The sequence below is a fragment of the Cystobacter fuscus genome, from assembly GCF_044360685.1.
Taxonomy (GTDB): Bacteria; Myxococcota; Myxococcia; order Myxococcales; family Myxococcaceae; genus Cystobacter; species Cystobacter fuscus_C.
Map to the genome: position 1 here is coordinate 4612978 of NZ_CP043491.1, position 24115 is coordinate 4637092.

The window sequence follows — 24115 nt, forward strand, 5'->3', positions numbered from 1 at the left end:
GGAAGTCTACGGGGCGCGGCCCGGACGGAGCCAGCGCCCGGGTCCGGCCTCAGCGCGCCGTCACCCAGGTGCCATGGAAGGTGAGCGGGAAGGCGTGCTCCAGCCACGCCCGGGCCACCGCTCCCGCCTCGGGCGCCTTCGCGTCCAGCACCGCCACGTACGTCCGATCGCTCGTGGCATCGTAGGTCTGCACCAGCAGCCAGCCGTCGTCCTCGGCCGAGCCCCCGGCGCGCGGGACGAAGAGGGGCTCGGAGGGATGGTGCCCGGCGCCCAGCGCCACCACCGTCTCCGCGCCCGTCTCCATGTCCACCTTCACCACCACGTCCTGGGGTCCTCGCCAGGTGTCGGGGCCCGAGTGCGCCGCCAGGTACGTGTAGCGGTGGCGCGCCCCGGCCCGCAGCGGCGTGGCACCGGGAAACTCGCAGCGCCGGTCCGAGACCTGCTCGGAGTGGAACGTGCCGGCCTTCACGTCCAATGTCGCCCGGTGCAGCCGGCCCTGGGCGTCCGTGCGGGCCCAGCCGTGGAGCTGCTCGGCCAGCCACTGGTTGGTGCCGAAGTCCGGATAGCGCACGTAGTCCACCTGGAGGCGTCCGGCGTCCTCGAACGCGTTGCCGAAGTGCCACGCATAGAAGGGCTCGGCCGGGAAGCGCGCCACCCGCGAGGGCGCATCGATGGGGACGACGAGCACTTCCGTGCCCAGCTCCGGACGCCACTCGAGGTTGTCCGACACGCTGCCCAGTCCCAGCATCATCCGGAAGACGCGCAGGCGCACCGGCGACACGAAGAAGACCAGGTGCTGGTCGGTGGCGATGAAGTCGTGGATCAGGGTGGGGCCGGGCAAGGGCACGCTTCCCAGGCGGCGCACGGCGCCGGCGTCGGGCAGCTCGTACAGGTCGAGCTGGGTGACACGCCCGTGGCGCACCCCGAAGTTGTAGGACGCCCGCCGCGACACCACGGCATGCGGGTGGGCGGAGAAGGAGGGGCCCACCACGCCTCCGAGGTCCGTCTCCCCCAGGGTGCTCAGGTCCTCCAGCGACAGCTCCGTGGGCAGGGTGGACTCCACCAGGGCGAAGAGCCGTCCGTTCCACGCCATGGCGGAGGTGTTGGCTGCGTTCTTCACCCCGCCGAACAGCCGCCGCCACAGCGAGGGGGCGCGGGTGCCATAGTTGCCGTAGAGCACCTGGCCCGCCTCGCGCTCGGCGCGGATGCTCGGGGTGTCGATGGTGCGCGCCGCGCCCTGGGCCTGGCCGTCCGCGAAGCGCACCGCCAGCACGCCACCATCCCCGTCGAACCAATGGCCGTAGCGCTGCCCACCCACGCCGAAGGTCACCGGCCCCACGCGCACCAGGGTCCCGTTCAGCTCCTCGGGCAGCCGGCCCTCCACGCGCATCGGCTCGAAGCCGTGGGAGCGGGGCAGGTCCCGGTAGGCCTTGAGCCAGGCGGGGGGCTCGGCGGAACGGAGGGCGGGGGCGGCACTCGTCATGGGGTCTCCGGGGAGAGAGGGTCCCTCCTCATAACCCGTCCCTCCCCGACGCGATCATGCCGTTCCCATGGCTGGAGGGCGGGAAGGCTCGTCCCGGCTGCCCCACGGGCGCCCGCGCGGAGTCTTCCGTTGGTGCTGACGGTGTAAACATGTAGGGTGCAGGGCCCCCGTCCCCGTGCTCCGGCGTGCCGCCCGAGCGCGGCGGGCCCTGGGGAGAGGAGACGGCATGGCGGTGCGGGGTGCCCGGAAGAAGGTGGCGGACAAGGAGCAGTACCACCATGGAGATCTGCGCCGGGCGCTGCTGGACGCGTCCCTGGAGCTCATCGCCAAGGAGGGCTTTGGCGCCCTGTCCCTTCGGGAGGTGGCCCGGCGGGCCGGGGTGACGCACGCGGCGCCCTACCGGCACTTCGCGGACAAGGAGGCGCTGCTGGCGGCGGTGGCCGAGGAGGGCTTTCGCGCGATGGCGGCGCGCATGCGCCAGGACATGGCCCGGGAGCCGACGCCCCTAAAGCGCCTGATTGCCTGTGGGGTGGCCTATGTCCTCTTCGCCGTGGAGAACGCCGCGCACTTCCGGGTGATGTTCGGTCCCCACTTCACCCGGCCCCTGGAGCCCTCCGACACCCAGGAGGCGGGCAACTCGTTCCAGTTGCTGGTGGACGCCATCCTCGAGGCCCAGCGGGCCGGAGAGGTGCGCGAGGGCGAGCCCCACGCGCTCGCGCTCACGTGCTGGTCCCTGGTGCACGGCCTGGCCTCCCTGTGGGTGGACCGCCAGTTGGAGCACACGGGGTTGCGCATGGGGGTCGAGGTGCTGGCCCGGGAGCAGACGCGGATGTTGATGAGGGGTCTGGCGCTCACCCCGGCCGGGTAAGGCGCCCTCCGCCGCCCATTTCTCCATTGCGTGTGCGGCGACAAATGGGCATGTCTTCTGGCTCCACCCCCATGCGCCGAGCATTCGATGAGTTCTCCCCAGCCCGATGAGCTGCGGCTCCTGCGTGCGGAAGTCGAGCGCCTGCGCGGGTTGCTCCATCGGGGGGGAGTCGACCCCAACGCGGCCCAGGAGGCGAGCTACCGGCGGATCGTGGAGAGCGCGATCGACTTCGCGGTGATCGCCTTGGATCTCCAGGGGCGGGTCACGCACTGGAACGAGGGCGCCCGGCGCATCCTCGGGTGGACGCAGGAGCGCATCCGCGGCGAGCCGGCCGCCGTGTTCTTCACCGAGGAGGATCGGGCGCGGGGCATCCCGGAGCTGGAGATGGGCAAGGCGCTGGCGGGAGGCCGCGCCATCGACGAGCGCTGGCACCAGCGGGAGGACGGCTCCCGGTTCTGGGCGAGCGGCGAGATGATGCCGCTCAAGGACGAGCGGGGCACGCCCATCGGCTTCGTGAAGATCCTGCGCGACCGCACCCCGCAGAAGCGGCTCGAGGAGGAGCGCGAGCGCTTCATCCTCCTGGCCGAGCAATCCACCGACTTCGTGTGCCTCGCCGACGCGGAGGGCCGGGGGCTGTTCATCAACCAGGCCGGGCGACGCATGGTGGGCCTGCCGGAGGGGGACATCCGCGCCATGGGCCTGGCGGACTTCTTCCCGCCCGAGGAGCGCGGCTTCCTCCAGGACGTCATCCTGCCCACGCAGCGTGCCGTGGGGCACTGGCGGGGCCGGATCCACCTCCAGCACCAAGGCACCCACGCGCTCATCCCGGTGGACTGCAACGCCTTCGTCCTGCGCGACGCGGCGGGCCGCCTCACCGGCTACGCGCTCCTCAGCCGGGATGTCACCGCGCTCGAGCAGGCCGAGTCCGCGTTGCGCCGGAGCGATGAGCGCCTGCAACTCGCCCTGAAGGCGTCCGGTTCGGTGGGCGTCTGGGACTGGGACATCCTGGCCGACAAGCTCTACCAGGATGCCCGCTGCGCCCGGCTCTTCTCCGTCGCGCCGGAGGTGGCGGCCGCCGGGGCTCCGCTCACGACCTACCTCGGCGGCATCTACCCCGAGGACCGGGAGCGGGTGGGGCGGGAGATCCAGCGTGGCCTCGACAAGGAGCTCGAGTTCGAGAGCGAGTACCGGGTGACGCCCGGGGGCGAGGTGCGGTGGATCCAGGTCCGGGGACGCATCTATCGGGACGAGCAGGGCAGGCCCGTGCGGTTTCCGGGCATCGTCATCGATCTCACCGAGCGCAAGCGGACGGAGTTGCGCCAGCGCGCGCTGCTGGAGCTGAGCGATCAGCTGCGCAACCTGAGCAGCACGCGTGAGATCGCCACCCTGGGCGCGCAGTTGATCGGCCGCACGCTGGAGCTGTCCCGGGTGGGCTTCGCCCTGGTCGATCTGGACACCGAGACCCTCACCGTCGAGCAGGACTGGTCGAATGGGCAGGTCGCGAGCATCGCGGGCGGCTATCCCTTCGCCGTCTTCGGCTCCGCCCTGGAGCTGTTGAGGCGCGGCCAGTCCCTCGTGGAGACGGATGCCGAGACGGCGGAGTGGATCCCTCTCGCGGAACTGCCCAACTACCGCGCCCTGGACATGCGCGGCTTCACCAGCCTGCCGCTCATGCGCAATGAGCGGCTCGTCGGCTTCATCTACGCGCACAGCTGCCTGCCGCGCGCCTGGCAGGAGGCGGACGTGGGCTTCATCCGCGAGGTCTCCGTCCGCACGTGGGAGGCCATCGAGCGGGCCCAGGCCGAGCAGCGGCTGCGCGAGAGCGAGCAGGACTTGCGGCAGATCACGGATCAGGCGCCGGAGATGATCGGCTACGTCGATCGCGACCTCGTCTACCGGTTCGTCAACCGCACCTACGAGGAGTGGTTCGCCCGGCCCCTGGAGCGGATCATCGGCAAGTCCGCGCTCGAGCTGCTGGGGGAGGAGGCCTTCGCGCTGCGCGAGCCCTACTTCCGGCGCGCGCTCGCGGGAGAGGTGACCTCCTTCGAGGCGCCGTTGTTCATTCCGGGGCGCAGTCCGCGCGAGCTGGAGCTGCGCTTCTTTCCCCGGCGGGACTTGCGGGGCAACGTCCAGGGCGTCTACCTCTTCATCCTGGACAACACGGACCGCAAGCGCGCCGAGCGCGCCCTGCTCGAGGCCAACAAGCGCCTGGAGCTGCGGGTCGAGGAGCGCACGCGCGAGCGGGATCGCATCTGGAATCACTCGGATGACCTGATGGGGGTGATGGGCACCGATGGGTTCCTCAAGTCCGTCAATCCCGCCTGGAGCCGCCTGCTGGGGGTGGACGAGCAGACGCTGTTGATGAGCCACTTCATGGACCTCATCCACCCGGACGACCATGCCGCCGTGTGGGAGATCGTGGCGAGCCTGAGCCGGGGCGAGCGCGTGCACCGCATGGAGAACCGCCTGCGGCGGGTGGACGGTTCCTACCGCTCCCTGTCCTGGACCGCGGTGCCTGGCGACGACAAGGTCTTCTATGCCATCGGCCGGGACGTCACCGCCGAGCGCGAGACCGCCGCGCTCCAGCAGCGGCTGTTCGACGTGCTGGATCAGTCTCCCGACTTCATCGGCATCGCCGAGCCCCAGGGCCGCATCCTCTATGTCAACGCCTCCGGGCGGAGGATGGTCGGCCTCTCCAGCCCGGGCGGGGTGGGCGTGCGCACCGTGCTCGAGTTCTTCTCGCCCGAGGATCGGCCGCTCATCGAGGGCACCGTGCTGCCCACGGCCCTGCGCGAGGGCAAGTGGGTGGGCCGCTGCCGCTTCCGCCACCTCACCAGCGGGGTGGACATCCCGGTCGAGTACAACGTGTTCGCCACGCGCGACGGGGAGGGAAGGCTGCTCGGCCTCGGCATGGTGACGCGGGACATCACCCGGCAGCTCCAGCACGAGCAGACCCTGCGCGAGACGGAAGACAAGCTGCGCCAGTCCCAGAAGATGGAGGCGGTGGGGCAGCTCACCGGCGGCATCGCGCACGACTTCAACAACCTGTTGGGCGGCATCATCGGCTCCATGGAGATGCTGCGGCGGCGCATCGAGGCGGGCCGCTACGCGGAGACGGACAAGTACATCAACGCCACCATGAACTCGGCGCGCCGGGCCGCCGCGCTCACCGCGCGCCTGCTCGCCTTCGGCCGCCGCCAGTCGCTCGACGTGAAGCCCACGGACATCAACGCGCTCGTCCTGTCCATGGCGGAGCTCTTGCGCCGCACCCTGGGCGAGAGCATCTCGTTCAAGACGATGCTCGACCCCGCCCTGTGGCCGGCCAGGACGGACGCCAACCAGTTCGAGAACGCGCTGCTCAACCTGGCCATCAACGCCCGCGACGCCATGCCCCAGGGCGGCAAGCTCACGGTGGAGACGCGCAACACGCGGCTGGACGAGGCCTATGCGCGCGGGGTGGAGGGGCTCAAGCCCGGCGACTTCGTGGTCATGTGCGTGAGCGACACGGGCCATGGCATGCCCCCGGAGGTCATCGCCCGCGCCTTCGAGCCCTTCTTCACCACCAAACCCATCGGCCAGGGCACGGGGCTCGGCCTGTCGATGATCTACGGCTTCGCCCGGCAGGTGGACGGCCACGTCCGCATCTACTCGGAGGTGGGCCGAGGCACGACGATCAAGCTCTACATGCCGCGTCATGCCGGCGAGGGCGCCCAGGCGGGGGAGACGAGGCCGGAGCTCATGCCCCTGCCGCGCGCCCAGGAAGGCGAGACGGTCCTCGTGGTCGAGGATGATCCCGCCGTGCGCATGCTGGTGTTGGAGATCCTCGAGGACCTGGGCTACGCGGCCCTCGAGGCGAAGGACGCGCGCTCGGCGCTGCCGATCCTCGAGGGCAAGGGGCGGATCGATCTGCTGGTGACGGACGTGGGCCTGCCCGGAGGGATGAACGGGCGGCAGATGGCGGAGGTGGCGCGCCAGTGCCGGCCGGAGCTCCAGGTGTTGTTCATCACCGGTTACGCGGAGGGGGCGTCGGTGCGCGGCGGGTTCCTCGCCCCCGGCATGGAGATGATCACCAAGCCCTTCGCGCTGGACGTGCTGGCGGCGCGCATCCGGGAGATGATCGAACGGAAACAGGCGCCGCACCCACCGGACAATTGACCGGGGGGGCGCCTCGGCTAGGTTGGCGCCCCATGGGCCACCTTCCCGAGTCAGAGACCCCCGAGAAGCGCGTGCGAGCCCGGGAGTTGGGCCTCCCGTTGGGCCGCTTCAAGCCCGGCCGGCACAACGCCATCACCGACGTGGAGGGCGTGCTCGTCGGGCACAGCACCATCATCCAGGGCGAGGGGCCGCTGCGGCCGGGGCATGGGCCGGTGCGCACGGGCGTCACCGCCATCCTGCCCAACCGGCGCGACATCTTCATGGAGCGCATGACGGGCGGGGGCTTCGTGCTCAACGGGGCCGGCGAGGTGTCCGGCATGACGCAGCTCATGGAGTGGGGGCTGGTTGAGACGCCCATCCTGCTCACCAACACCATGGCCGTGGGCGCGGTGTCCGACGCGGTGACGCGCCACATGGTGGAGCAGAACCCGGGCATCGGCGACGAGCACGACGTCATCATCCCCATCGTCGGCGAGTGCGACGACAGCTACCTCAACGACATCTCCGGCCGGCACGTCAAGCGCGAGCACGTCTACGAGGCCATCCGCACGGCCTCGGACGGCCCGGTGGCGGAGGGCAACGTGGGCGGCGGCACCGGCATGCTCACGTGCGACTTCAAGGGCGGCATCGGCACCTCCTCGCGCAAGCTGCCCGAGTCCCTGGGCGGCTACACCCTGGGCGTGCTCGTCATGTCCAACTTCGGCAAGATGCACAACCTGCGCGTGGGCGGGCTGCCCGTGGGCGAGCTGCTCGCGGAGAAGTTCAAGCACATGCCCCGGCGCACGCAGAACTACGGCTCCATCATCGCGGTGGTGGCCACGGACGCGCCCCTGCTCACCAATCAGCTCAACCGCCTGTGCAAGCGCGTGGGCCTGGGCATCGGCCGGGTGGGCAGCTACGCGGCGCACGGCTCGGGGGAGATCGTCGTGGGCTTCTCCACCGCCAACATCATCCCCCGGCGCACCCAGAAGATGGTCTACAAGCTGAAGATCCTCCTGGATCAGCGCTTGGATCCACTCTACGAGGCGGTGATGGAGGCCACGGAGGAGGCCATCCTCAACGCCATGTGCATGGCCACGTCGATGACGGGCGTCAACGGCAACTTCGTGCCGGCGCTGCCCCTGGACGAGGTGCGCCGGTTCGTGAGCGCCTGCCAGCCCATCTTCTCCTCGGTGAAGAAGCGTGCCCAGCAGCCGGGCACTCCCGGAGTGAAGGGCAAGGCGGCCGAGGGGGACAAGCCCGAGCACGCCAAGCTCCGGGGCGCCGAGGGGATTCCCTATCCCACCCGGCCGGCGCCGGAGCCGGACATCGAGGACTCCTCTTCCAAGAAGAGTTCTGATACGTAGGCGGCTTTCGTCTGTCCTACCTCACCCAGGAGTCACCCAGATGGCCCGTAGCAAGAGCAAGCACCGCCGCGTGCAGAACATCATCCGCCAGAAGTGGAAGCGCCAGCTCAAGCGCAAGGCGGCCGCCGCCAAGGAAGCCGCTGCCAAGAAGTAGTTCCGCGGCTCGGACCCGCTCCGCGCGTGTCGTGCCCGCCGGTGTCTACTGGCGGGTCGCCGTGAAGGGGCGGGTGACCGAGCATCTCCGGGTGCTCCCCGTCGAGGTGCTCGCGAAGTAGTTGCCCTGCCAGTCCCCGATGAGCCGGTCCACGCCTCCGTCCCCCACCCCGGCGACGTAGCGCCCCGTGAGGCTCTCCGACTCGAGGCCCGCCGTGCCCCCGTCCATGCTCCCCACGCTGCTGCCCAGCAGGTTGAAGTCGTTGGACTCGTAGAGCGTGCCGCGCAGCGTCAATCCGTCCAGGGTGCCGGTTAGCTCACTGCCCTGGCGCGTCAGCTCCAGGGGTCCTTGAGGCAGCGTCACCGTCACCCCCTGGCACGTGCCGGGTGTCATCCCGGTGCCGAACTCCAGCGCATAGCGCCCGTCGACGGGTGAGCACTGGATGCAGCCTTGTGACGAGCCTCCACACCCCGCCACGGCCAGGGACACGAGGAGGGCGGCGAGTTCAGGCGAGGGGATCCGTCCAGAAGTCATGACTTGTCTCCCACGAAAGGGGGGAATGGACTTCCCGCGAGGAAACGAGGTTCCTAGGTTTTGTCGTGTCCTGGGCGGGTGGAGTCGATGTGGGTGGGGGTGGGGTGGTGACGGGGTTCGATACGAAGCGGTGTTCCAATCTTATCTTCGCCGGACTCTTCGTCCTGGCGATCATCCTCTTCTCGCGCATCCTGCTGCCGTTCCTGATGCCGGTGTTGCTGGGGGGCTTCCTGGTGGTGCTCTTCCAGCCCCTGCAGGATGCACTGCTGCGCATGCGCTTCAAGCTGTCGCCCCCGGTGTGCGCGGGGTTGAGCACCCTGGCCGTGTTCCTGCTCATCCTGGTGCCGCTGGTGGTGGTGGGCTGGCTGGTGGTGCGCCAGGTGCTCGAGCTGATGGAGCACGCGCAGGACGTGTTCGACCATGTGGACGTGCGTGAGCGGATGGCGGCGGGGCTGCCGCGCGGGTTGCGGCGCTACGCGCTGGGCCTGCACGGCACGCGCACCGAGGAGGCGCTCACGGGGGCGATGTCCAGCGGGGTGTCGGTGCTCACCAACGTGCTGGGCGCGGGCACGGAGCTCATCGTCGATCTCTTCCTGATGATCGTGGCGATGTACTACTTCTTCCTGGATGGCCGGCGGCTGTGGACGGAGGGCACGCAGCTGGTGCCCATGGACAAGCGCTACATCCAGGCGTTCGCCAAGGAGTTCACCGACGTGGCGCACGCCATCATCTACGGCAACACCATCACCTCGCTCGTGCAGGGGCTCTTGGGGGTGGTGGGGCTGTTGCTGGTGAAGGTGCCGCACGCGGGGGTGTGGGGCGCGGCCATGGTGGTGGTGGCCATGGTGCCCGTGGGCGGCACGGCGCTCGTGTGGGGCCCCATCGGGCTGGTGCTCCTGATGATGGGCAAGGTGAACGAGGGCATCTTCCTCCTGTCCTGGGGCGCCTTCGTGGTGGGCAGCATCGACAACGTCATCCGGCCGAGGCTGTGCGGCTCGCGCATGGCGCTCCACCCGCTGCTCGTCTTCCTGTCCATCTTCGGCGGCCTGGCGGTGTTCGGGATGATGGGGCTGCTGGTGGGGCCGCTCATCGCCTCGCTCTTCATGGCCATGGTGCGCATCTACCGGCGCGACTTCCTCGGGCTGCGCGCGCCGGTGGTGCCGCCGCCGGGGACTCCCGCCACGGCCGTTACCAGCACCTCGCCCGCGCTGCCGGCCGCTTCGGTGGGCCCCACGCCCGCGGCGGTCGAGGTCTGACGCACCGCGAGCCTGGACAAGGGCCCGCGCGGTGGGTGAGGCTGCCGGGCACATGAAGGTTTCAGGACTCAGGCTGTGTCGCTGGAGCGCGGTGCTGGGCCTGGCCGCCGTGCTGCTCACTTCCCAGGTCGCGCTCGCCGCGCGCGTGGCGGTCTCCGCGCTCGAGGGGGACCCCAAGGGCAAGCTCCGGGCGCAGGTGACGGCCGCCCTGCGCAAGACGCGCAAGGTGCAGGTGTCGCCCCCCACGGCCTGGACGCAGGCGGCGGGCAAGCAGGGGTTGAAAGGCCCCGCGGCCGTGACTCCCGCGGCCATCAAGCGCCTGGCGCCCAAGCTCCGGGTGGACGCCGTCCTCACGGGCTCGGCGGGGCGCGACCTCGAGGTCCGGTTGATGAACCAGGACGGCCAGGTGGTGTGGTCCGAGAGCTATCCGCTCAAGCGCGGGTTGCTCGCACCGAAGGACGCGGCCCGGCTCGCCCAGGCGGTGGCCACGGCCCGTCTCACCGCGCCCGAGCCCCCGGCGCCGGCCCCAGTGGCTCCGCCGCCGCTCCCGCCCCTGCCCCCGCCGCCGTCCCGCTCCGAGCCCCAGGCCCGCGCCGAGCCGGGAGAGACGCCCCGGGAGGTGCCGCCCGAGCCGCCCGCGAAGGGGACGGCCCCGGCTCCGGTGGTGAAGAAGGACAAGGACGCGCCCGTGCGCGCGCCCGCGGCGCCCAAGGCCCCCGCTTCCGGCAAGGCCGGGCGTTCCGCCGCGCTCGCGTGGGTGGAGCTGGACGACGAGTCGCACACCTTCGTGGCGGGCAGCGGGGGTGGTGTCGCCGACGAGGAGCAGGTGAAGGACGTCCCCGAGCGTCCGGGCGCGCATCCCCCCCGGGTGCGGGTGCTGGTGGGCGCGGCGGTGACGTGGCGCTCGTACTGCGCGCGGCCGGGCGTCGAGTCCTGTGCCGTCTTCGACGCGCGGCCCCCCGAGCAGCGCCTGGGGGACACCGCCGACTACTCCGCCCAGGCGCCCTACGCGGGCGTCGCCGCCGAGGCGGAGGTGTTCCCCCTGACGCACCGCACGTCGCTCCTGCGGGGGCTGGGGCTCACCCTGGCCTATCAACGCAGCTTCGCGCCGACGACGGTGGTGGTGACCACGCCCACCGGCTCCACGCCCCAGCGCGAGGTGACGGCCACGGACACGGCCTATGGCGCCATGCTCGCCTGGCGCTACTTCTTCGCCCGCGAGGGCGCGGACGCGCCGCTGTGGGGGTACGCCGGCGTGCGGCTGGGCGTGCTCGGCCGGGAGTTCGGCCTGGACGAGACGTTGAACGTGGCCCTGCCGGTGGTGCACCGCTTCTCGCCGGCGGTGGGGGTGGACGTCTCGGTGCCGCTGCTCAAGCTCGTGCGCGTGGAGGCCGCGGGGCGCTTCTTCTTCCTGCCGTCGCCGGGGCGCTCGCTGCTGGGGGGCGGGGACGACGGCCCGTACCCCTCGGAGGTGCGCGACTACGGCACGGCGGTGTCGAGCCTCGGCTGGTCGGCCGAGGTGGGGGTCGCCGGCGACGTGTGGGGCCCCTTCGGCTACAGCGTGCGGGGGCACGTGGAGGGCTACCAGGACGGCTTCACGGGGCAGGGGGCGCGGCGCGGGTGGACCGAGGGCGGCGTGGCCCAGGAGTCGTACCTGAGCGTCCTCGCGGGAGTCACCGCCTCCTGGTGAGCCCGCGCGCCCGGGCGGGCCCCGCCCGGGCGTCACACCGAGATGATGCCCTTGCGGATGCCCTCGGTGACGGCCTCGGTGCGGTTGGTGACCTCGAGCTTGCGGTAGATGTGCTCCAGGTGGGTGCGGATGGTGGCCTTGGAGATGGAGAGCACCTGGGCCGCCTCGCTGTTGGACACGCCCTTGGCGATGAGCTGGAGGATCTCCTTCTCCCGGTCCGACAGGGGCTTCACCGGAGGTCCCCCGTCGTCGGGCGGCTTGGACGCGGGCGGGGTGGGCGCGAGGGCCGGGGCGGACGGAGGGCTCATGGGGGCCCCGGGCTCCGGGCTCACGCGGAAGTGGCGCAGCATGCGGCGCGCGAGGCTCGGCTGGATGACGGAGCCTCCGGCGCGCACCTCCTTGATGGCCTCGATGATCTTGTCGACGGGCGTGCCCTTGAGCAGGTAGCCCGAGGCACCGGCCTTCACCGCCTCGAGCACTTTGTCCTCCTCCTCGAAGATGGTGAAGATGAGGATCTCCACCTGGGGCCAGTTCGCCTTGACGTGGCGCGTGACGTCGATGCCGCTCATGCGCGGCAGGCCCAGGTCCAGCAGCAGCACGTGGGGCTCACAGCGGGGCACCTCCTCGAGCGCGGCCTCGCCCGACAGCGCCGTGCCGACGATCTCCAGCTCCTGGCGGCCCTCGAACAGCTTGAGCTGGCTCTTGAGGATGAGCTTCTGGTCCTCGACGACGAGAACGCGGATGGGGGACTCGGTGCTCGCTTCGGTCATGGGCGGGAGGGGAGGGAGAAGGAGACGCGGGTGCCGGTGCCGGGCGCCGAGTCCACGAGGAGGGTGGCCCCGAGCTTCATGGCCCGCTCGTGCATGTTGAGCAGGCCGTAGTGTCCACGGGGGGTGTGCTGGGGAGAGAAGCCCTTGCCGTCATCGCGCACGAACAGGTGGGTGCGCTCGGGATCGTAGTCCAGGCGCACCTCGACCTGCTGGGGGTCGGCGTGCTTGGCGGCGTTGGTGAGGCATTCCTGGAGGATGCGGAAGAGGGCGAGCTGGGCGTCGGGCGCGAGCTGGCGCGGCAGGCCGGTGCGCTCGAAGCGGATGTTGAGCTGGGTGCGCTGCTGGAACGTCTTCACGTACTCCTCGAGCCCCTGGGCCAGCTCGAAGTCCTCGCGCATCATCTGCAGGCTGCGGCGCAGCTCCTCGATGGACTCCTCGGCGTTGCTCTTGAGCTCCTGGATCTCCGCGCGCAGGGGGCCGCCCTGGGCGAGCCCGAGGATGTACTCGGTCTGGATGATCATCGAGGAGAGCGAGGCGCCCAGCCCGTCGTGGATTTCCCGAGCCAGCCGGTTGCGCTCCTCGACGAGCGCCATCTCCTTGAGATCCGACTGCATCTCCACCACCTCGCGGTGGGCGGCCGTCTCGCGATCATTCAGGTAGGAGAGCACGTAGATGATGATGACGTTGAGGCCCAGGTACCAGAAGAGGGTGAGCACCTCGATGGCGGACACCTCGCGGTCGAGCAGCAGATCCAACCGGAGGATGACGGGCAGCGCGAGCAGCGAGGGGACGATGGCCAGGGGCTTGGGGAAGAGGAGGGCGAAGAGGGTGGTGAAGAGCAGCTGGGTGGCGAGCAGCGGGCTCTGGAACCCGCCGCCCACCTGGGGCTTGGCGAGCACGACGACCATGATGACCACGTCGAGGCAGAGCGTGACGTAGGTGACCCACCGGCCGGCCTTGGGATGGTCGATGACGAGGAAGTTGGCGACGCTGTAGAGCAGCATCGCGAAGTAGCCCGCGAAGGACAGGGGGCCCAGCAGTCCGAAGTAGATGGACCAGCGGGGCACCGCGAGGATGGCCAGGCCCAGGGTGAGGAACATGAGCCGCGCGTAGAAGAGGACGCGGGCCCGGGTGACGAAGCGCTCCTGCTCCCACGAGGCCGCGGCCTGCTCGGCGGAGACATTGTCCGTGAGATTGCGCCGCTCGAGCACCGCGCGCACCCGGGCGCGTCGGTGCGACTCGGGAGTGGTGTGATCGAGGCCGACGACGGGTTCCATCAGACCGGCGAGCTTAGAAGACGCGCCGGGTTCCGGGAATCCTCCGGACGACCGAGGCTGCTCGCCCTCCAGGCGGGGAGGGCGGAGTGGGCTCACGGGGTGGCGGGGCAGGCCTTGAGCGCGTCGGGCTGACGGGCGAAGACGTACGCCAGACGATCCGTGGCCTCGCCGGTGGCCTCGTTGAAGAGGGGCGAGCCGCCCGTGAACATGGTGCCCTCGGGGTGGCCGTAGCGGTCCAGCTTGTGCTCCTGGAGCCAGCGGTCCACGCACGCCTCCTGGGCGGCCCTCGCGCCTCCATCCGTGGCCGGCGTCTCGGCCGGGGTGCCCGAGTCCCGGGCGGACAGGGCCGCGTCGCTGGAGGTGGTCTCCTCCTTGGGCGTGGGGGCTTCGGCGGTCTTCTTGGGGCAACCGGTGGTGAGGCAGGCGGCGGCGAGCAGGATGAGCGCGTGTCTCATGGATCCTCGGGAAGGACGGCGAGTGGAGGCTCGGGCGGGGAGCCGGAGCGCGGCGGGAACATAGGCATGGGGCGCTGGGGACAGGCAGCTTTTCACCGGGCGCGGGGTTGACGGCGGCGGGGGGGTTGGGCGAGACGGAGGCCATGGCCATGGTCCGCATCCCCACCGCCTGGCGCGGCCTCTCGGGAAGACAGGGCGAAGTGAAGGTCCCCGGCGCCACCGTGGGCGAGGTGCTCGAGCACCTGGGCCGGCTCCACCCGGAGCTGGGCGCGCGGGTGCTCGATGAGCGGGGCGCGGTGAGGCGCTACGTCAACGTGTTCCTCAACGACGAGGACATCCGCTTCCTGGAGGAGCTGGCCACGCCGGTGGCGGACGCGGACCGCCTCACCCTCATTCCGGCCATGGCGGGCGGGTAGGGCGTGGTCCCCGCCCAGGGCGAGGACGGAGCGCTCCTGCCGGACGACCTGAGCGACGTCGTCCGCCACCTGGAGTCCGCCTGGCCGCACGAGGGCTGTGGGGTGCTGCTGCGCGCGGGGCGCACGGGGCCCTGGCGGTGCCGCCCCCTGCGCAATGTCCAGGACGCGCTCCATGAGGAGGATCCGGTGCGCTTTCCTCGCACCTCCCGGACCGCCTACGCTTTCGAGCCGCGTGAGTGGCTCGGCGTCCTTCTGGAGGCCGAGGCGCGGGGAGAGGTGGTGGCGTGTGTGTTCCACTCCCATGTGGACGGCCCGGCGGAATTTTCTCCCGAGGATGCGCGCCAGGCGGCTCCGGACGGCCAGCCCCTGCTGCCGGGGGTGGGCTATCTGGTGATGGCGGTGCGGGCGGGGTGCGTCACGGCCGCGTCAATCTCACGCTGGGAGGCGGGGGGCTTTCGCTCCTGGCCGCTCGCCACCACGAAAATCCCCTGAGAAGACGAGCGCTTGTCCAGTTGTTCTCTCTACCTGCGGAAAGGTAGGCACGAATTGTCAAACGACCGGTTTTTCGTCTATAACGCCCCGGACTTTTGATCTGCCGCGCTCTTGGGGGGCTCCGAATGTAAACGCCCTGAGAAGCGCAGGGAGTTTGAACCCGTATGGCGCAGACGCTTGGTTTCACCGTGTGGCTGACCGGCATGTCCGGAACTGGCAAGAGTACGATGGCCGCCTACATCGCGGCCCGGCTCCGCCAGGTCGACCGCAACGTGGAGATTCTCGACGAGAACGAGCTGGGCAACGAGCTGTGGCAGGGCCTGGGCGACAGCAAGGACGAGCGCATGACGATCGTCCGGCGGCTGGGCTACGTGGCCGGCGTGCTCACTCGCAACAACGTGGCGGTGCTGGTGCCCTGTGTGAGCCCCTACAAGGCGGGCCGCGAGGACAACCGTCGCACCATTGGCCGCTACATCGAGGTGTACGTCGACTGTCCGACCGAGAAGCTCATCGAGCGCGACAGCACAGGGCGCTACAAGAAGGCGCTCGGTGGAGAGATCCCCAACTTCATCGGCATCACCGAGCCGTATGAGCCGCCCGCCTCGGCCGAGGTGGTGATCCACTCGGATCAGGAGAGCGTGGAGGAGGGGGCGGCGAAGATCTTCCAGTCGCTGTTGGACCTCGGCTACGTGACCACGGAAGAGCTGAAGATCATCACCGGCAAGAAGATGAAGGCGCAGCCGCCCACGCAGGTGGAGGTGACGCGGGTGTCCTCGGCCAAGCCGCCCAAGGCGGGCAAGGTGGTCAAGGCGGTGGTGAAGGCGGCGGCCAAGGCGGACAAGGGCCCGAAGGCCTCGTCCAAGGGCGCCAAGGCGCGTCCCGCGGCGCGGGCGGCCCGGGTGGCCAAGCCCACCAAGGCCGGCAAGAAGGCGTCCGCTTCCAAGCGCAAGGCCCGCTAGCCGGGCGGCCTCGGAGCGTTGGCCTCTCCACGGACCCTCGGGTTGCATGGGCAACCCGGGGGTTCTTCGTTTATAGAGGGCCCCCATGCTGACCCCCGAGCGCATCCAGGCCCTGTGTGAGTCCTCCCGTCCCAAGCTCGAGGCGATGCGCGCCGCGCTGCGCGCGCACGGCTCGGCGCTGGTGGCCTTCTCCGGCGGCGTGGACTCCACCTTCGTGCTGAAGATCGCCGTGGAGGAGCTGGGCGAGCGCGCCCTGGCGCTCACGGCGCTGTCGGCCTCGGTGGCCCCCGAGGAGGAGCGCGAGGCGCGCGAGCTGGCCGCCCGGCTGGGGGCCCGGCACGTGGTGGTGTCCAGCGACGAGCTGTCCAACCCCCAGTACGCCGCCAACCCCACCAACCGCTGCTACTTCTGCAAGACGGAGCTGTACGACTTGTGCGAGGTCCAGCGGCGGGAGCGGGGGCTCGCGGTGGTGCTGGATGGCTTCAACGCGGACGACTTCAAGGATCACCGCCCGGGGCACAAGGCCGCCCAGGAGCACGCGGTGCGCTCGCCCCTGGCGATCGCGGGGCTGACCAAGGAGGAGATTCGCGCTTGGAGCCACGCCCTGGGGCTGCCCACCTGGGACAAGCCGCAGATGGCGTGCCTGGCGTCGCGCATCCCCTATGGCACCTCGGTGACGCGCGAGCGGCTCTTCCAGATCGCCGGCGCCGAGTCCGAGCTGCGCAAGCGCGGCTTCCGCCAGTTCCGCGTGCGCTACCACCAGGAGGTGGCGCGCATCGAGCTGGCCGCCGAGGAGTACGAGCGCTTCCTGTCCGCCGAGCTGCGCCGCGAGGTGGACGCCGCCTTCAAGGCCCTGGGCTTCAAGTTCGTGGCCCTGGACCTCGAGCCCTTCCGCTCCGGGCGGATGAACGACGCGGCCGGCATCTCCAGGCCCTCCGCCGACGTGCATCCACTGCCCGTCGTGAGCTGAACCAGCTGAGCCAACGCCGAGCCGACGGCTGATCCGACAGGTTGGCGAGCTGGAAGTTGGATCCTGTTTCGGATCGAACGTAGAGCTTGCCCGCGCGAGCGCGAACCCCGCCTCCCCGGGTGATCCCCCAGGTCAGTGGGTTTCTTGCGATCTCTCGCACATGTGCGACAACGTGCGCACCTGTAGGAGACAACGCACATGGACATGAATCCTCGCCTCACCTCGGTGGTGTTCCGTCTCAGCCGCGAGAAGCTGGATGCGCTCAAGGAGCTGTCGCGCTCGACGAGGATCCGCCAGAGCGAGTACCTGCGCGAGGCCATCTCGGACCTGCTGACGAAGTACGAGGACAGTCTGGTCGACTGAGGGGCCGGGAGCGCCTAGCCGTCGCGGGAGTGGCGGCAGGCGCCGGAGTGACACGCCGGGCCATGGACGTGGGCCCGGCGGGGACGCCAGCGCAGTGGCGCCCGGAGGGGGGAAGCGGCGCGGCCCGGGCCGGGCACGTCGGGGGCGGGGTGGGCATGACCGCAGGCCGGTCCGTGCACGTGCAACTGGGAGATGCGCTCCGCGGAGGAGACGCTGGTCTCCGCGCCCGGAGCGGCGGGCCACATCTGCGCGAGGAAGGCGTGGGGGCCCTGCCGCAGCAGCGAGGCGAGGAACACGGCGCCCAGGAGGATCAACCCCACCCACTCGAGTGCTCCACCATGCGCCTCGTGGGGCTGGTGCGCGAGGCCCGTCTGGGCTGGCAGCAGCGCGTTGAGCGCGAGCCCCATGCCCACGGAGCTGAGCGCCACGACGCCCGCGAAGGCCGCGGTCACCTTGCGTCCATGGAGCCGGGCCATGACGGCGAAGGTGGTGACGTTGGTGGCCGGACCGGTGAGGAGGAAGGCCAGCGCGGCGCCCGGGGACAGGCCCTTGTGCAGGAGCACCGCCACCAGGGGAGTCGCGCCCGAGGCGCACACGAAGCTGGGCACGCCGAGCAGCGCGAAGAGGGGCACGTCCACGCCCGGCGGCAGGCGCGAGAGCCATTGTGCCTGGAGCAGGGGCTCGATGAGGGCCGCGAGCCCCAGGCCCACGAGGATCCACGGCGCGGTGTGGTCCACGGACTCGACGAGCCCCTCGCGCAGGCCGTGGGCGATGCGCTGGCGCAGGGGCGGGACGGCCTGCCCGGAGGAGGAGGGGGAGGGGACCGGGGAGGTGGGAACCAGCCGGCCCACGAGGACGCCGGAGAGCACGGCCACGGCGAAGGCGCCGCCCAGGCGCGCGAGGGTGAGGGGCCAGCCGATGAGCGGCACCGACAGGATGAGCGCGCTCACCCCCAGCTCCGGCGCGGCCACGAGGAAGGAGAGCGCGGCGGCGACGGGGACGCCCTTGCGGATGAGGCCCCGGTACACGGGGAGCACGCCGCAGGAGCACAGCGCCAGGGGCATGCCCACCACGCTGCCGCGCAGGGCCTGGGACAGGGAGGAGCCGCGCCGCAGCCACCCGAGCGAGGCCTCTCCGAGGAAGGCCTGGAGCAGCCCGGAGAGCACATAGGCGACGAGCAGCGCGGGTGCCGTCTCCAGGGAGAGCGAGAGGAAGGTGGCGCCCGCGCCGAGCTCTCCGGGTTGCGTGCCCAGCACCGGGTGCGCGTGGGAGATGAGCACGAGCAGCGCCACGGCCGCGAGCGCCCCGAGCCCCGCGGTGAGCCGCTGCGAGGCGTCCTGGGCCTCGAGGCCCGGGCGTGCCCGGAGCAGGGCGGGAAGGAGCGCTCCGGCGGTGAAGGCCTGGAACAGGGCGGCGGCCCGGATGGCGCCGGGGGCCTGCACCCCACCGCCCCAGCCGAGGCTCACCGCGCCGACGAGCATCACGCCCGCCAGCAACGCGCTGGCACCCAGGGCACCGGTGCGCGGACGCACGAGCCACCACAGGCCCAGCGCGAGGGGGAGCCGGTGCAGGACCACCGTGAGCAGGGTGAGCGCATCGCTCTCGGGGCCCAGCAGCGACAGGGCCCGTCCCTCGAGGGCCGCGTGGGCCACCAGTCCGGCGACGGCGATCACTCCTCCGGCCGAGGCTGGCAGCCACCGGCGTGACGCCAGCGCCAGTCCTCCGCCCACCACCGCCGCGCCCAGCGCCTCCGGGCCGCCCAGCGACATGCTGTGCGGGAGGATGTGCACCAGTACCAGTCCGCCCAGCGCGACGAAGAGGAAGCCCTCCACCGCCACGCGTGCCGTCCTCCGCCCCTTCACGAACCACTCCACCAGGGGGGCCAGCATCCATGCAGCCAGACTGAGGGACAGGGTCATCGCGTCTTCCTGGCAATTCGAGATGGAACGGGAATCATGCGCCGCCGCGCGGAACGGAACAAGCCCGGGGGGCGCCGTCAGCGGGCGTTGACGACGGCCTCGGCGCAGCCGTCCTGGCAGCGGCGGCGGTTGAACCCATGGGCGATGACCAGCACGGTGGCGCCCAGGGCGGTGACCGCCGTCTCCCGCGCGCTCTCGTGCTCCAGGAACTGGGCGAGGAGCAACAGGCCCAGTCCCAGGGCACCGAGGGCGAGGACACGCCCATCCCGGTGCCGCCTGAAGCCCGGCACGAAGCTGACCCCGCCGAGCACGGCCGCCAGCACCACCATGCCAAGGTGGATGGGCGTCTCTTCCAGGGCATGGCTCATCACCGCCGGCAGCGCGCCCAGCACCAGGGGCAGCACCAGGCAGTGGACCATGCACAGCAGCGACAGCGCCTGGCCCCACCGGTCCCACCGGCTCGTCCCGGAGCTGTTTCCTCGCGTGCGCTCCAAGACCTTGGGGCTCATGGGCCCGCCTCTTAGATGAAATCCAGTGGCAGGAGCAACCCACCTTCGTGATCCGGACATCCAGCAACCCTATTACAAAAGCAACCGGGTTGCATTTCAATGCGATGACCCTCGAGCGGGCCCCGCTCAGGCCGCCTGGACGTCCGCCTCCTCGGGGCTGATGAAGGGCGGCTCGAGCGGCAGTCGCGGCGGCCGGGCGCGTTCCTCGCGCGAGAACGGATCCTTGTCGGCCGGGTAGCGCACCTCCCAGAGGAGCAACCCCTGGGCGGGGGCCTTGAGCCCCGGAATGGAGCAGCCCGTGTCGAGCGCCTCGCGGTAGCGCTCCTCGGACAGGCCCCCGGCGGCGGTGAGCAGGGCGGTGCCCACGAGGTAGCGCACCTGGTAGCGCCCGAAGCCATCTCCCTTCAGCCGCGCCTCGAACAGGCCGCCGCCCAGCGCGTGCAGGGTGGCGGACTCCAGCGTGCGCGGCTTGCGCAGGCTGGAGTTCTCGTGGAACGCCCTGAAGTCCCGGCAGCCCACCGCCGCGCCGAGCAGCTCCGCCACCCGCTCCGGCGAGGGCATGCGGCCCTCCATCCGGGGCTCCAGCTCCGGCGCCAGCACGAAGGGCCGCCAGGCCTCGGCGACGCGGCCCCCCAACTGGACGCGGTAGCGGTACTCCTTCCCGCTGGCGCTCCATTGAGAGTGGAAGCCCTCGGGCGGACGCCGGGCCACGCACAACCCCAGGTCCGGGGGCAAGTGGGGTGGTAGCCGCTCCGACAGCATCTCCGAGGTGTAGCAGGGAGGCAGGCGGAGGCTGGCCACCTGCATGCGGGCATGGACGCCGCGGTCGGTGCGGCCCGCCGGCATGATGGGGTAGGGGACACCCGCCTTGCGCAGGGAGTCCTCGAGTACTTCCTGGACGGTGGGGCCCTCGGGCTGGCGCTGGAAGCCCCGGAAGGCCGTGCCCCGATACCAGATCCACAAGGCGGCAGGCGTGCGTTTCATGAAGGGTCGAGGAGGAGCGGGAGGGGCGTTGCGATAGCTCGCGGAGCCTAGGATACTTCGCGCCTCATGTCGGCCGCACAAGACCTCCACGTTCCCGAACAGGCCCAGCCTCCCTCTCAATGGCTCTACCGCCAGGGAGATCTCGTCCTCGGGCCCCTGACCGGCCAGCAGCTGGTGGACAAGCTCTACGCGGGAGGCATCACCGGCGAGACCGAGGTGTCCTCGTCGGGCCCGAGTGGCTTCCGCAAGCTCAAGGACCTGGAGCCCTTCCAGCTTCACGTGGCCCAGGCGGTGGTGAAGCTGCGTGTGGAGGCGGAGGCCCGGGCCGCGCGGGCGCGCCGCAACCGGCAGCAGGCGGTGGCCGGCGTCATGGCGTTCTGTCTGTTCTCCGCGCTCGGCATCGGTGCCTGGCAGCTCTCGCGCTACGCCGCCGTGTACCTGCCGGGCGGCGGCGAGGAGTTCACCCTCCAGGTGGACCCGCCCGTCATCACCCCCGCGCGCCGCTCCATTCCCGAGGAGCTCTTCGACTACCCCGGCGAGCCCAAGCGCGCCCCGGCTCGCCCCGCCGACCCCGCGCCGGACAAGCCCGCGGTGGACGCCCCCACGGGCGACAAGCCTCCGGAGAAGGTGGCCTCCGTGGAGCCCAAGCCGGGCCGCAAGAGTGGTAGCCGTCCCTCGGGCCGGGTCTCCACGGACCCCGATGGCCTGTCGACCGAGGTCAACTACGACATGGGGGCCATCAACCGGGTGGTGAAGGCCCAGCAGGGCACGCTCAGCCACTGCTTCAAGGAAGAGGTCGAGCGCAGCCCGGGCTTCGCGGCCAAGGTGCCGCTGGAGTTCACCATCGGCAACGACGGCCGGGTGGCGCAGCTGTGGATCGACAACCCCAAGCTCAAGAAGGGGCCGCTCTTCGAGTGTCTGCTCGCCGAGCTGAAGAAGTGGCCCTTCAAGGCCTACACGGGTGAGCGCGCCACGGTGAACCTGGCGTTCACCATCGGCAAGAAGCGCTAGGAGGCGGCGGGCGGCTTTTTTGCCCCTCCCGTCTTCCTGACGGATACAGGGTGCATGCTCTCTGTAGCCGAAGCCGACATCGAGAAGAAGGCCGCCGAAGTGCCCCCGGGCACCTTCCGCCACACCGTGCTCGTGGCCGCCAAGCGCTTCAAGTCCACCTGGGCGGAGCTGGGCAAGCTGCTCGTGCAGGTCAAGGACGAGAACCTCTGGGAGTCCTGGGGCCACGCCTCCTTCGAGGCCTACTGCCTCAAGGAGCTGCACATCAAGAAGCAGACCGCGCTCAAGCTCACGCGCTCCTTCAGCTTCCTCGCCCGCCATGAGGCCGCCGAGGAGGTCGCCCAGCCGGAGTTCCCCCAGAAGGCCCCTCCCTTCGAGGTCATCGAGGTGCTCGCCGACGCCGAGGAGCGTGGCCAGCTCTCTCCCCAGGAGTACCGTTCACTCCGAGACAGCATCTGGGACGCGGAAAAGCCCGCCAGCGAGCTGAAGCGGGAAGTCGCCGAGCGCTTCCCCCGGCCTCCCCCGGAACCGCCTCCGGAGAGCTTCCAGGTGAGGAAATTGGCCCAGATGGCGCGTAAGCTGGCGGCCGAAGTGTCCGGATGTCGGCGAGTCCCCCACGCCGTCGCTGAGCGGGCGAGCGCCCTGGCCCAGGATCTCGAGGAGTGCGCTTCGAGCGTGAATGACGCCTGAACGAGTGTTACTCAACGCTGACCTCGTCCAGCGGTGCACACGCCGCTGGGCGTCACATTCGGGATGGGCTTCCTGTGGATTCAGGAGGCGCCTATATTTCGCTCGACGGTTGTTCGCGACGTGGGCAGCCGGGCGACTTGGGTGTGGTGAGGGTGTCGGCTAGGCAGGCTCCGGGTGACCGGGGTCGGTAGAACTCGGAGGCGGCAGTGAAGAAGGAGCACCACGTCAACCTGTCCTGCTCGTTCTGCGGCAAGTCGCAGCGCGAGGTCCGCAAGCTCATCGCGGGCCCCACGGTGTACATCTGCGACGAGTGCATCAAGCTGTGCAACGACATCATCGCGGACGAGAACGAACGCGAGGAGGGCAAGCCGCAGGTCAGCCTGCCCACGCCGATGGAGATCAAGGCGTTCCTCGACGACTACGTCATCGGCCAGGACCAGGCGAAGAAGGTCCTGTCGGTCGCCGTGTACAACCACTACAAGCGCATCTACCAGAAGAAGCCGGCGGCCCGGCCTCGTCCGGGGATGAAGCCCTCGGGCTCCGAGGACGTGGAGCTGAGCAAGAGCAACATCCTGCTCGTGGGCCCCACGGGCAGCGGCAAGACGCTGCTGGCCCAGTCGCTCGCGCGCTTCCTCAACGTTCCCTTCACCATCGCCGACGCCACCAGCCTCACCGAGGCCGGCTACGTGGGCGAGGACGTGGAGAACATCATCCAGAACCTGCTCCACAACGCCGATTACGACGTGGAGAAGGCGGCGCGCGGCATCGTCTATATCGACGAGATCGACAAGATCGCGCGCAAGGGTGACACGCCGAGCGCCACGCGCGACGTGGGCGGCGAGGGCGTGCAGCAGGCGCTCTTGAAGATCATCGAGGGCACGCGCGCCAACGTCACGCCGCGGGGTGGCAAGAAGTACAACCAGCAGGAGTACGTGCAGGTTGATACGACGAACATCCTGTTCATCTGCGGCGGTGCCTTCCACGGCATCGACGGCGTCATCAAGCGCCGCGTGGGCGAGAAGGGCCTGGGCTTCGGCGCGAAGATCACCCACCGCGAGGAGCGCAGCGTGGGCGAGCTGCTCGCCATGGTGGAGCCGGAGGATCTGATGAAGTTCGGGATGATTCCCGAGTTCATCGGCCGTCTGCCGGTGGTGGCGACGCTCAACGACCTGAAGGAGGAGGATCTCATCACGATCCTCACCCAGCCGAAGAACGCCCTCATCAAGCAGTACCAGAAGCTCTTCGAGATGGAGAAGGTGAAGCTGACCTTCACCAAGGAAGCGCTCAAGGCGATCGCCCGTGAGGCCATGCGTCGCAACTCCGGAGCGCGCGGCCTGCGCGCCATCCTTGAGGACGCGATGCTCGACATCATGTACGACGTGCCGTACCGGGACGGCGTGAAGGAGTGCAAGATCACCGAGACGGTGGTGACCAAGCACGAGCCGCCTCAACTGGTGCTGGAGAAGGAAAAGAAGTCGGCGTGAGTGTCCGCCGGAGCCTCCCTTGCCTCTCCCCTTCCGGGGGGATGACGGCAGGGGAGTGTTCCGGGCGATGGTATCGCTCCCGCTTCAGGGCCTCTTCGCTTCCATCCCGATTCTGCAAGAGCGCCGCCGCGGCGGATTGACCTCCGTGGGTGCGACTCGCGCACCTCTCGCGGGTGGCCCTCATGAGCCGCGAGCTGGACGCCTGAAGGCCATCACCCGGAGTACGGATTTCCCCTCGGATAAGTGAACCGCTCCCTCCGGCCCCGGAGCCCTGGTGGCCGCTGTGGGTGTGGTGCGCTCATTCGCGCGGGTTGAGCCCCGGACCCTTCGCGT

General features: G+C 70.4%; 22 protein-coding genes. 14 read left to right on the forward strand and 8 right to left on the reverse strand.

The genetic code is table 11. The annotated features are described in order from the left end of the window. Nucleotides 1–49: 49 nt before the first annotated feature. On the reverse strand, nt 50–1483 hold the full coding sequence (locus tag F0U63_RS18985) for a carotenoid oxygenase family protein (RefSeq protein ID WP_395847339.1): 1434 nt from the start codon (nt 1481–1483) through the stop codon (nt 50–52). Nucleotides 1484–1709: 226 nt separating this feature from the next. On the opposite strand from F0U63_RS18985, the gene F0U63_RS18990 reads away from it, so the two are divergent. The 4 genes from F0U63_RS18990 to F0U63_RS19005 all read left to right on the forward strand — a co-directional run bounded on the left by F0U63_RS18990 (nt 1710) and on the right by F0U63_RS19005 (nt 8006). Then, nucleotides 1710–2351, forward strand: coding sequence for a TetR/AcrR family transcriptional regulator (locus F0U63_RS18990; protein ID WP_395847340.1), 642 nt, complete (start codon nt 1710–1712; stop codon nt 2349–2351). 87 nt (nt 2352–2438) lie between these two features. Then, nucleotides 2439–6506, forward strand: coding sequence for a PAS domain S-box protein (locus F0U63_RS18995; protein WP_395847341.1), 4068 nt, complete (start codon nt 2439–2441; stop codon nt 6504–6506). 32 nt (nt 6507–6538) lie between these two features. Further along, nucleotides 6539–7852 carry a P1 family peptidase gene (locus tag F0U63_RS19000; protein WP_395847342.1) on the forward strand — a complete coding sequence of 438 codons (1314 nt, stop codon included), beginning with the start codon at nt 6539–6541 and terminating at the stop codon, nt 7850–7852. A 40-nt stretch (nt 7853–7892) separates the two neighbouring features. Beyond that, nucleotides 7893–8006, forward strand: a complete 114-nt coding sequence (locus tag F0U63_RS19005; RefSeq protein ID WP_002623709.1) for a hypothetical protein — start codon at nt 7893–7895, stop codon at nt 8004–8006. A 45-nt stretch (nt 8007–8051) separates the two neighbouring features. On the opposite strand, the gene F0U63_RS19010 is transcribed toward F0U63_RS19005, so the two are convergent. Beyond that, the gene (locus F0U63_RS19010; RefSeq protein WP_395847343.1) at nt 8052–8540 is read right to left on the reverse strand and encodes a hypothetical protein; all 489 of its coding nucleotides are present in this window, start codon (nt 8538–8540) and stop codon (nt 8052–8054) included. Between the two features lie 107 nt (nt 8541–8647). Here F0U63_RS19010 and F0U63_RS19015 point away from each other — a divergent pair, with 107 nt between their 5' ends. Together F0U63_RS19015 and F0U63_RS19020 are read left to right on the forward strand one after the other, a co-directional pair. Then, nucleotides 8648–9796 carry an AI-2E family transporter gene (locus tag F0U63_RS19015; RefSeq protein WP_395847344.1) on the forward strand — a complete coding sequence of 383 codons (1149 nt, stop codon included), beginning with the start codon at nt 8648–8650 and terminating at the stop codon, nt 9794–9796. 52 nt (nt 9797–9848) lie between these two features. Beyond that, nucleotides 9849–11486, forward strand: coding sequence for a hypothetical protein (locus tag F0U63_RS19020; RefSeq protein WP_395847345.1), 1638 nt, complete (start codon nt 9849–9851; stop codon nt 11484–11486). Between the two features lie 32 nt (nt 11487–11518). Here F0U63_RS19020 and F0U63_RS19025 read toward each other — a convergent pair whose 3' ends face one another. The 3 genes from F0U63_RS19025 to F0U63_RS19035 form a co-directional block, all read right to left on the reverse strand. Then, on the reverse strand, nt 11519–12256 hold the full coding sequence (locus F0U63_RS19025) for a response regulator (protein ID WP_395847346.1): 738 nt from the start codon (nt 12254–12256) through the stop codon (nt 11519–11521). Continuing rightward, nucleotides 12253–13533 carry a sensor histidine kinase gene (locus F0U63_RS19030; RefSeq protein WP_395847347.1) on the reverse strand — a complete coding sequence of 427 codons (1281 nt, stop codon included), beginning with the start codon at nt 13531–13533 and terminating at the stop codon, nt 12253–12255. The genes F0U63_RS19025 and F0U63_RS19030 overlap by 4 nt, the downstream gene beginning before the upstream one ends. 92 nt (nt 13534–13625) lie before the next feature. Next, the gene (locus tag F0U63_RS19035) at nt 13626–13988 is read right to left on the reverse strand and encodes a hypothetical protein (protein ID WP_395847348.1); all 363 of its coding nucleotides are present in this window, start codon (nt 13986–13988) and stop codon (nt 13626–13628) included. A 143-nt stretch (nt 13989–14131) separates the two neighbouring features. Between F0U63_RS19035 and F0U63_RS19040 the strand changes: the two genes are divergently transcribed. The 5 genes from F0U63_RS19040 (at nt 14132) to F0U63_RS19060 (ending at nt 17188) form a co-directional block, all read left to right on the forward strand. After that, on the forward strand, nt 14132–14404 hold the full coding sequence (locus F0U63_RS19040) for a MoaD/ThiS family protein (RefSeq protein WP_395847349.1): 273 nt from the start codon (nt 14132–14134) through the stop codon (nt 14402–14404). Nucleotides 14405–14407: 3 nt separating this feature from the next. Further along, nucleotides 14408–14896: a Mov34/MPN/PAD-1 family protein gene (locus tag F0U63_RS19045; RefSeq protein WP_395847350.1), complete on the forward strand. Its 489-nt coding sequence runs from the start codon at nt 14408–14410 to the stop codon at nt 14894–14896. Nucleotides 14897–15060: 164 nt separating this feature from the next. Then, nucleotides 15061–15855: an adenylyl-sulfate kinase gene (cysC, locus tag F0U63_RS19050; RefSeq protein WP_395847351.1), complete on the forward strand. Its 795-nt coding sequence runs from the start codon at nt 15061–15063 to the stop codon at nt 15853–15855. An 85-nt stretch (nt 15856–15940) separates the two neighbouring features. Next, on the forward strand, nt 15941–16825 hold the full coding sequence (gene larE / locus F0U63_RS19055; RefSeq protein ID WP_395847352.1) for an ATP-dependent sacrificial sulfur transferase LarE: 885 nt from the start codon (nt 15941–15943) through the stop codon (nt 16823–16825). Nucleotides 16826–17023: 198 nt separating this feature from the next. Continuing rightward, on the forward strand, nt 17024–17188 hold the full coding sequence (locus F0U63_RS19060) for a ribbon-helix-helix domain-containing protein (protein WP_002623731.1): 165 nt from the start codon (nt 17024–17026) through the stop codon (nt 17186–17188). A gap of 14 nt (nt 17189–17202) precedes the next feature. On the opposite strand, the gene F0U63_RS19065 is transcribed toward F0U63_RS19060, so the two are convergent. The 3 genes from F0U63_RS19065 to F0U63_RS19075 all read right to left on the reverse strand — a co-directional run bounded on the left by F0U63_RS19065 (nt 17203) and on the right by F0U63_RS19075 (nt 20600). Beyond that, a complete protein-coding gene (locus F0U63_RS19065; RefSeq protein WP_395847353.1) occupies nt 17203–19107 on the reverse strand; it encodes a permease in 1905 nt (634 codons plus the stop codon). Between the two features lie 77 nt (nt 19108–19184). After that, nucleotides 19185–19616 (reverse strand): MerC domain-containing protein, encoded by a 432-nt coding sequence (locus F0U63_RS19070; RefSeq protein WP_395847354.1) that lies wholly within the window; start codon nt 19614–19616, stop codon nt 19185–19187. A 126-nt stretch (nt 19617–19742) separates the two neighbouring features. Then, entirely contained in the window at nt 19743–20600 is an 858-nt protein-coding gene (locus F0U63_RS19075; RefSeq protein WP_395847355.1) for a tRNA pseudouridine synthase A, read from the reverse strand. A 66-nt stretch (nt 20601–20666) separates the two neighbouring features. Here F0U63_RS19075 and F0U63_RS19080 point away from each other — a divergent pair, with 66 nt between their 5' ends. The 3 genes from F0U63_RS19080 (at nt 20667) to clpX (ending at nt 23782) form a co-directional block, all read left to right on the forward strand. Next, nucleotides 20667–21611 (forward strand): AgmX/PglI C-terminal domain-containing protein, encoded by a 945-nt coding sequence (locus tag F0U63_RS19080; RefSeq protein ID WP_395847356.1) that lies wholly within the window; start codon nt 20667–20669, stop codon nt 21609–21611. A 54-nt stretch (nt 21612–21665) separates the two neighbouring features. Continuing rightward, nucleotides 21666–22298, forward strand: a complete 633-nt coding sequence (locus tag F0U63_RS19085) for a hypothetical protein (protein WP_395847357.1) — start codon at nt 21666–21668, stop codon at nt 22296–22298. Between the two features lie 206 nt (nt 22299–22504). Then, nucleotides 22505–23782, forward strand: coding sequence for an ATP-dependent Clp protease ATP-binding subunit ClpX (gene clpX / locus F0U63_RS19090; RefSeq protein ID WP_071900379.1), 1278 nt, complete (start codon nt 22505–22507; stop codon nt 23780–23782). Nucleotides 23783–24115 lie beyond the last annotated feature (333 nt).

Coding starts and splice junctions, on each gene's coding strand:
- F0U63_RS18985 (WP_395847339.1), bottom strand. CDS start 1,483: ATGACGAGTGCCGCCCCCGCCCTCCGTTCCGCCGAGCCCCCCGCCTGG.
- F0U63_RS18990 (WP_395847340.1), top strand. CDS start 1,710: ATGGCGGTGCGGGGTGCCCGGAAGAAGGTGGCGGACAAGGAGCAGTAC.
- F0U63_RS18995 (WP_395847341.1), top strand. CDS start 2,439: ATGAGTTCTCCCCAGCCCGATGAGCTGCGGCTCCTGCGTGCGGAAGTC.
- F0U63_RS19000 (WP_395847342.1), top strand. CDS start 6,539: ATGGGCCACCTTCCCGAGTCAGAGACCCCCGAGAAGCGCGTGCGAGCC.
- F0U63_RS19005 (WP_002623709.1), top strand. CDS start 7,893: ATGGCCCGTAGCAAGAGCAAGCACCGCCGCGTGCAGAACATCATCCGC.
- F0U63_RS19010 (WP_395847343.1), bottom strand. CDS start 8,540: ATGACTTCTGGACGGATCCCCTCGCCTGAACTCGCCGCCCTCCTCGTG.
- F0U63_RS19020 (WP_395847345.1), top strand. CDS start 9,849: ATGAAGGTTTCAGGACTCAGGCTGTGTCGCTGGAGCGCGGTGCTGGGC.
- F0U63_RS19025 (WP_395847346.1), bottom strand. CDS start 12,256: ATGACCGAAGCGAGCACCGAGTCCCCCATCCGCGTTCTCGTCGTCGAG.
- F0U63_RS19030 (WP_395847347.1), bottom strand. CDS start 13,533: ATGGAACCCGTCGTCGGCCTCGATCACACCACTCCCGAGTCGCACCGA.
- F0U63_RS19035 (WP_395847348.1), bottom strand. CDS start 13,988: ATGAGACACGCGCTCATCCTGCTCGCCGCCGCCTGCCTCACCACCGGT.
- F0U63_RS19040 (WP_395847349.1), top strand. CDS start 14,132: ATGGCCATGGTCCGCATCCCCACCGCCTGGCGCGGCCTCTCGGGAAGA.
- cysC (WP_395847351.1), top strand. CDS start 15,061: ATGGCGCAGACGCTTGGTTTCACCGTGTGGCTGACCGGCATGTCCGGA.
- larE (WP_395847352.1), top strand. CDS start 15,941: ATGCTGACCCCCGAGCGCATCCAGGCCCTGTGTGAGTCCTCCCGTCCC.
- F0U63_RS19060 (WP_002623731.1), top strand. CDS start 17,024: ATGGACATGAATCCTCGCCTCACCTCGGTGGTGTTCCGTCTCAGCCGC.
- F0U63_RS19065 (WP_395847353.1), bottom strand. CDS start 19,107: ATGACCCTGTCCCTCAGTCTGGCTGCATGGATGCTGGCCCCCCTGGTG.
- F0U63_RS19070 (WP_395847354.1), bottom strand. CDS start 19,616: ATGAGCCCCAAGGTCTTGGAGCGCACGCGAGGAAACAGCTCCGGGACG.
- F0U63_RS19075 (WP_395847355.1), bottom strand. CDS start 20,600: ATGAAACGCACGCCTGCCGCCTTGTGGATCTGGTATCGGGGCACGGCC.
- F0U63_RS19080 (WP_395847356.1), top strand. CDS start 20,667: ATGTCGGCCGCACAAGACCTCCACGTTCCCGAACAGGCCCAGCCTCCC.
- F0U63_RS19085 (WP_395847357.1), top strand. CDS start 21,666: ATGCTCTCTGTAGCCGAAGCCGACATCGAGAAGAAGGCCGCCGAAGTG.